The following is a 6,812-nucleotide window of genomic DNA, read 5'->3' on the forward strand; positions in this document are numbered from 1 at the left end:
AAGGTCCGAGCTGCCCGGGAGTGCGGCCGATCCGCCGAGCAGGTCCGAGCTGCCCGGCAGCTCAGCCGATCCGCCGAGCGGGTCCGAGCTCCCCGGCAGGGCCGTGGACCCGGCGAGGGGCTCGGAGCTGAGAGCGGGCAGGTCGGCGGAACCGCTGAGCGGATCCAGGCCGGCCGAGCCCCCGTCGAGGTCTCCGATGGAGCCGGTGATCGGGCCGAGCGCGTCGATGATGCTGCCCAGATCCTGCGCGTTGGCCGTGCCGTGGACGCCGGACGCGGCGAGGAGTACTGATGCCGCGACCGCGGCGGCCCTGGTGGGCTTGTTCATGGGGGAGGTCCTTTCGGTGGTGTGACCCCTCGGACGACTGGATCCTGCGGATCCGGGTCCGGACTTCTAACGCGCATAAGAATCCTCTAAGGCTGAGTGGGTGTCAACGGTTTGCTCAGGAAGTGGTACTGAAGTGACGGATGAGGTGATAATGGACTGATAAACAGCCGTCGCGAGCAGTAAGTGGAATAAGAGAACATCCAGGGCCACGACAACGGCCGGGGCCTCTCGAGTGGAGAGGCCCCGGCCGGGGCGGCGGTCTCGCAGTCAGCCGGTCGGTTCGCAGATCACCACCGGGATCACCCTGCTCGTGTTGGCCTGGTAGGACGCGAAGTCGGCGTAGCGCTCGACGAGTCGGGGCCAGAGCTCGGCGCGCTCCTCCGCGGTCGCCTCCCTCGCCGTCATGGCCCGGGTCCTCCGCCCCACCTGGATGGTGACCTCCGGGTTCGCCAGGATGTTCCGGTACCACTGCGGGTGTGTGGGCAGTCCCCCCTGGGAGGCGACCAGCAGGACCCGGTCACCGTCCGGGAGGTGGAGCAGCGGCACTGTTCGCGGTTCGCCGGACCTGCGCCCCGTCGTCGTCACCAGACAGACCGGAACCGGCGCCGTGAGTGCCGATCCCACCCTCCAGTTGCCGCCGATGCGGCCGCCGGAGACGCGGTAGGACCAGGTGTTGACCCGGGACATCACCTTGATGACGCCGAGAACCCACGGCTTGGAGCGCCGGGGATCGTCCACGCCGGTCTCCACCCCGGGGTGGCTCTCGCTCACTTCGAGCTCGACAGCGGTGCGCGGACGATCACGTGCTTGCCCGGGAAGAACGCCGCCAACTCGCGTCGGCTCTCCTTGAGTGCCGCCAGGCCGAAGCCCTTCTTGCGCTCGTCGGGGTGGATCCAGATGGCCACGTCGACATCGCCGTCGTCGATCTGCTCGCCGAAGACCAGGCCCACCGGTTGGTCGCGGGAGGTGTCCACGGCGACGAACCACATCGCCGACTCGCTCTCGATCCGTGCCAGGCCCGCCTTTCGCTCCTCCTCCGTCTTCTGCTGGTCCCACTCGCCGGCCGTCGCGGACGTCTCGTCCGACGAGCGCGAATGGTAGAGGTCGGAGTGGTCTGCAGTGTCGCGGAACGGGAACAGGGCGAAGCCGTGTGGCCCCGCACCGACCGGGTGGTTGGTCGTGTGTCCGACGAACGCCTCCAGTGGCGTCTTCAGTACCTCGCGTGCCTCGTCGACGGGCACCGCCAGCAGGTGTGCGATCGCCTCCGCCGCGTCCTCCGCGCCGTTGGCGGAGGAGATGGCGGCGAAGACCTCGCTCCGGCGGGCTGCGGCTGTCTCGATGGTGGTGCTGCTCATGTCAGATCCTCTCGATGATGCTCGCCGAGGCCTGGGCGCCGCCCGCGCACATCGTGATGAGGGCGCGTTCGCCGTCCGTTCGCTCGAGCTCGTGCAGGGCGGTCGTGATGAGCCTAGACCCGGTGCTCCCCACAGGATGTCCGATCGCGATGGCGCCCCCGTTGACGTTGACCTTGTCCATGTCCGGACCGTGCACGGCGGCCCAGCTGAGCAGCACCGAGGCGAAGGCCTCGTTGCATTCGAAGAGATCGAAGTCGGCGATGGACATGCCCGAGCGGTCGAGCACGCGCTGGGTGGCCTGGACGGGGCCGTCGAGGTGGTACTCGGGCTCGCCTCCGACCAGTGCCTGGTGGACGATCCGGGCGCGGGGCCGGAGCCCGTGTGCCTTTGCGACGTCCTCGTCCATGAGTAGCACCGCGGCAGATCCGTCCGACATCTGGCTGGAGGTGCCGGCGGTGTGCAGGCCGCCCTCGAGTACCGGCTTCAGGCCGGCGAGCGCCTCCGCGGTGGTCTCACGAAGGCCCTGGTCCCGGGTGACGGTCACCGTCTCGCCGGTGTAGGTTCCGTCCTTCAGGCGTTCGGGGGCGTCGACGCCGAAGGTCTCGCGGTCGAAGCGGCCCTCCTCCCACGCGCGCTTGGCGTTGGCCTGGGACCGCACGCCCAGCTCCTCCAGGTCCGCCCGGCTCAATCCGCGCCGCTGCGCGATCCGGTCGGCGGCGGTGAACTGGTCGGGCAGGTCGATCTGCCAGTCGTCGGGCCGGGGCATGCCGTTGGAGCCGTCGCCGACAGCCGCGCGGAGCGCGATCCAGCTCATCGACTCGACGCCGCAGGCGATGCCGACGTCCATCGCCCCGGCGTGGATGAGGTTGGCGATGAAGTGGTTGGCCTGCTGCGCCGACGAACACTGGCAGTCGATGGTCGTGCACGCGGTCTGCCACGGCAGTCCGGAGGCGAGCCAGGCGCCGCGGGTGACGTTGTTGCCCTGGGCGCCGGCCTGCGTGACGCACCCGCCGACGACCTGCTCCACCAGCGACGCGTCGATCCCGGCGCGCCGGATGACCTCTTTCTGGGACGCCCCCAACAGGTGTGCGGGGTGCAGGCCCGACAGTGCGCCGCGCGCCTTGCCGATCGGGGTACGAACGGCCTCGACGATGACGGGATTGCCCATGGTGGTCCTTCCGGAAGAACGGGCACAGTGGATCGGGCGCCCGAGAGGAACGTGTTCTAGTATGGTGGGTGGAACGTGTTCTAGATTACCGCTCGGATCCCGGGTTCGCAGTATCCCGGGGTCGTCGGTCGCCGAGCACGAGACGCATCCGACGCGGTCAAGGAGTACCAAGTGCAGGCAGTAACCATCCCCGAGGGTTTCGACTTCACGGATCCGGAGCTCTACGAGAAGCGCCTACCGCATCCCGAGTGGGCCCACCTCCGTCGGACCGAGCCGATCCGGTGGTGCGCCAACGAGCCCGGAGCCGACGGGTTCGACGACGACGGCTACTGGGTGGTCACCAAGCACGAGGACGTCAAGGAGATCTCCCGCCGCACCAACGAGGTGTTCTCCACGTTCGAGAACACCGCGATCCCGCGCTTCGCACCGGGCACCGAGCGCGAGATCGTCGAACTGACCCGCCTGTTGTTCATCAACCAGGACGGCGAGGAGCACAGGAAGTACCGGCGCACCATCTCCAAGGGTTTCACCCCCCGCAACATCGAGAAGCTCCGCGACCACCTCGCCGAGAAGGCGCGGGTCATCGTCGAGACCGCTGCGGCCAAGGGCAGCGGCGACTTCATCACCGAGGTCGCCTCCGAACTGCCGCTGCAGGCGATCGCCGAGCTCATCGGCATCCCGCTGGAGGACCGCCACCAGATCTTCGAGTGGTCCAACCAGATGACCAGCTATGACGTCCCCGGCAAGGTCGAGGAGTCGCAGATGGCCAATGCCATGGTCCTGTCGTACGCGCAGGAGCTCGCGGCCAAGCGTGAGGTCGATCCGCGAGACGACCTGGTGACCAAGCTCATCCAGGCCGACATCGACGGCGAACGGCTCACCCCCGACGAGTTCGGCTGGTTCGTGGTGCTGTTGGCCGTCGCCGGCAACGAGACCACCCGCAACGCCACCACGCACGGGATGGTCGCGTTCCTCGACAACCCCGATCAGTGGGAGCTGTTCAAGGCAGAGCGTCCCGCGACCGCCTACGACGAGATCCTCCGCTGGGCCTCGCCGATCACGTCGTTCCAGCGCACCGCCACCGAGGACGTCGAGATCGGGGGCGTGACCATGAAGAAGGGTGATCGCGCCGCCATCATGTACGGCTCGGCGAACTTCGACGAGGACGTGTTCACCGACCCCTTCTCGTTCAACATCCTGCGCGACCCCAACCCGCACCTGAGTTTCGGCGGGAACGGCCCGCACTACTGCATCGGGGCGAACCTGGCCCGGCTGCAGATCGAACTGATCTTCAACGCCATCGCCGATCACCTCCCGAACCTGGAGGCGCTCGGCGAGCCCTCCCGCATCCGCTCGGGGTGGCTCAACGGCATCACCGAGTGGACGGTCGACTACAAATGCCCGGTCATGCGCTGACCCGGGGCTCGTCGTCCTGATGTCCGGCTCCGTGCGAGACCATCGCCACGTCGACCGCGACGGCGTTCGGCTCCACTACGTCGTCGCCGAGCCCGCCCCCGCGGACGGCCGCCCGGGCACGGTGGTCCTCCTCCACGGCTTCCCGCACTTCTGGTTCACCTGGCACCGCATGATCCCGGTGCTCGCCGCCGCGGGGTGGCGGGTCATCGCACCGGACCTGCGGGGCATGGGGCGGTCGGACGCGCCCGCCGACGTGGAGGCCTACTCGCCGCGCGAGGTGGTCGACGACGTCCTCGCGGTGTGCGACGCCGAGGGGGCCGACCGGATCGTGCTGGTGGGCTTCGACTTCGGGGCGGGCGTCGCGTACGACACCTGCCATCTGGAACCCGGGCGGGTGCGGGCGGTGATCGGGATGGAGAACCCGTTCATGGGTACCGCCGGCTCGGTCCCGCCGCTGGAGGGCTCGGCGATGATGGCCGAGAAGCACTTCCTGCACCTCCACTACTTCTCGCGGCCGGGAGTGGCCGAGGCCGATCTCGCCGGTCGCGAGCGGGAGTTCCTCACCAGGGTCTTCTACGCACTGTCGGCGGACTACCACTACCTCGATGTGTGGCAGCACCCCCCGGGGTCGACCTATCTCGAGGCGCTGCCCGAGGCGCCTCCACTGCCGTGGCCGTGGTTCTCGGTCGAGGAGATGGACGTCTACGAAGCCGAGTACGCCCGCACGGGGTTCGCCGGCCCGCTGCAGTGGTATCGGGCGATGGACGCGTCCTGGTCCGCGCGGAAGGAGTTCGAGCGACAGACCAACCCGGTGCCGTTCTACTTCCTCTACTCCGAGCACGACCCCGATCTCGAGGGGTTCCACGGACGGGATCCGCTCTCCAGGCTCGGGCGACATCACGACGACGTACGCATGGTCCGGGCGATCTCCGCGCCGGCGGGGCATCTCATGCACCTGGAGGCCACGGAGGACACCCACCGCGAGATCCTCGCGTGCCTCCGCGACATCGATCTCAGTCGCTGAGTCCGTACTTCTCGCCGAAGGCCGCGATGGAGTCGAGCTTCTGTTCGGTGGAGCAGTCGAACCCGTGGCCGTCGATCATCCACGGCATCACGATGATGTCGGTGACCCCGGCCTCGACCAGTTCCGTGAAGCCCCGGGTGCCGAAGCGGTCCAGGCAGACCACCTGGATCGCGAAGGGCGAGCCGTCTCCCCGGTCGGCCAGTGAGCGGCCGTCGGCCTCGAGGAGTTCACCCAGCCGCCGGACGGTGGTGACGATCTCGTCATAGCCCATCATGGCGCTGGTCCAGCCCTGGCCCACCCTCGCGGCCCGCTTGAGCGCGATCTCGGTGTGACCGCCGACGTAGAACGGCACCTGCTGGCTGGGGGCGGGGGTGAAGATCAGCTCGTCGAAGTCGAAATGCTCGCCGTGGAACTCCATCCACTCACCCCGCAGGGCCTCGCGCATGATCGCCAGCGATTCGTCGGTGCGCTTGCCGCGGCCCTTGAACGGCGCCCCGCACCACTCGAACTCGTTGGGGTCCCAGCCGATCCCCACGCCGAGGTCCAGCCGGTTCCCCGTCAGCAGCGCCACCGACGCCACCTGCCTGGTGAGCAGCAGCGGATTGCGCGGTCCGACCTTGAGCACCTGCGGGCAGAAGCGGATGCGGGAGGTGGCCCCGCCCATCGCGGCGGAGGCGACGAGGGGCTCGACCCACTGGGTGCTGGCGTCCCACATGCGGGAGCCGTCCGGGGTGTACGGGTAGTCCTCGTCCTGCCGTCGCGGGTGGAACAGTGAGTCGGGCAGGACGATCCGGTCGAAACCGGCGGCTTCGGCCCCTCGGGCGATGTCCATGATCTGGTCGACGGGGGAGAAGGAGATGGGAACGGAGAACTCGGCGTCCACTACACGGCTCATGTCAGCCGCCCTTCGTGACGGCACCGGCGATGGCAGCGCGGTCGTCGTCGGTCAGCGGTCGTAGTCCTGAGGCCATGGCCACGTCCTGTTCCCAGAAGGCGCGGAGGTTCAGAAGCCGCCCCTGGGAGTCGACGCGGTAGTCCACGGCGATGTCGATCTCCATGACGCTGGAGCCCATGTGGGTCCGCATGGTGCCGACGCAGAGGAGTTCGTCGCCCGCGGCGATCCCGCGGTCGAACCGGAACTCGATGTGGTCCGGGGTGGCCACGGCCTTCTCCCAGAACTCCAGGAGCCGCTGGGTGCCGGTGTGACCGATGCCCTCGGCGTCGAACATCGACGGCCCCACGGGATCCTCGATGGTGCCCTCGGGGTTCCACCCGGCGATCCAGGCGTCGCGGTCGCCGGCGTTGGTCGCGGCCCACGAACGGCGCGCGGCGGCGTAGGCGGGGCTCGCCAACGCCGCCTCGCTCATCTCGAGCGGCCGGTACATGCCGCCGGCGTCCAGGTAGGGGTTGCTCATCGCCTGCGTTCCGATCCGACGACCCACATGGAGAAGAACTGGGACCCGCCACCGTAGGCGTGGCCGAGGGCCTTGCGCGCCCCCGGGATCTGGTGCTCCTCAGCGCA

Annotated in this window: 8 protein-coding genes and 1 pseudogene; 2 read left to right on the top strand and 7 right to left on the bottom strand. The window is 68.8% G+C overall.

What is annotated here, in order from left to right; all coding sequences use genetic code 11:
• The 4 genes and pseudogenes from G6019_RS11945 to G6019_RS11960 all read right to left on the bottom strand — a co-directional run.
• Positions 1 to 327, bottom strand: a pseudogene (locus G6019_RS11945) (hypothetical protein); the annotation flags it as partial.
• Between the two features lie 267 nt (positions 328 to 594).
• Entirely contained in the window at positions 595 to 1,014 is a 420-nt protein-coding gene (locus tag G6019_RS11950) for a nitroreductase family deazaflavin-dependent oxidoreductase (RefSeq protein WP_182613556.1), read from the bottom strand.
• A gap of 80 nt (positions 1,015 to 1,094) precedes the next feature.
• Complete coding sequence (locus G6019_RS11955; RefSeq protein ID WP_182613542.1) at positions 1,095 to 1,682, bottom strand: GNAT family N-acetyltransferase; 588 nt, start codon at positions 1,680 to 1,682, stop codon at positions 1,095 to 1,097.
• Position 1,683: 1 nt separating this feature from the next.
• Entirely contained in the window at positions 1,684 to 2,850 is a 1,167-nt protein-coding gene (locus G6019_RS11960; RefSeq protein WP_182613543.1) for a steroid 3-ketoacyl-CoA thiolase, read from the bottom strand.
• A gap of 171 nt (positions 2,851 to 3,021) precedes the next feature.
• On the opposite strand from G6019_RS11960, the gene G6019_RS11965 reads away from it, so the two are divergent.
• Positions 3,022 to 4,266, top strand: a complete 1,245-nt coding sequence (locus tag G6019_RS11965) for a cytochrome P450 (protein ID WP_182613544.1) — start codon at positions 3,022 to 3,024, stop codon at positions 4,264 to 4,266.
• A gap of 19 nt (positions 4,267 to 4,285) precedes the next feature.
• Positions 4,286 to 5,290 carry an alpha/beta hydrolase gene (locus G6019_RS11970; RefSeq protein ID WP_194305682.1) on the top strand — a complete coding sequence of 335 codons (1,005 nt, stop codon included), beginning with the start codon at positions 4,286 to 4,288 and terminating at the stop codon, positions 5,288 to 5,290.
• On the opposite strand, the gene G6019_RS11975 is transcribed toward G6019_RS11970, so the two are convergent.
• The 3 genes from G6019_RS11975 to G6019_RS17785 form a co-directional block, all read right to left on the bottom strand.
• Positions 5,280 to 6,185 carry a TIGR03619 family F420-dependent LLM class oxidoreductase gene (locus tag G6019_RS11975; RefSeq protein ID WP_182613545.1) on the bottom strand — a complete coding sequence of 302 codons (906 nt, stop codon included), beginning with the start codon at positions 6,183 to 6,185 and terminating at the stop codon, positions 5,280 to 5,282. The genes G6019_RS11970 and G6019_RS11975 overlap by 11 nt on opposite strands.
• Position 6,186: 1 nt before the next feature.
• Positions 6,187 to 6,705, bottom strand: a complete 519-nt coding sequence (locus tag G6019_RS11980) for a nuclear transport factor 2 family protein (protein WP_182613546.1) — start codon at positions 6,703 to 6,705, stop codon at positions 6,187 to 6,189.
• Positions 6,702 to 6,812 (bottom strand): hypothetical protein (locus tag G6019_RS17785; protein ID WP_375539763.1); only part of this gene is annotated, 111 nt, incomplete at its 5' end. The genes G6019_RS11980 and G6019_RS17785, both read right to left, overlap by 4 nt.

It is taken from the genome of Dietzia sp. DQ12-76 (genome assembly GCF_014145045.1).
Lineage (GTDB): Bacteria > Actinomycetota > Actinomycetes > Mycobacteriales > Mycobacteriaceae > Dietzia.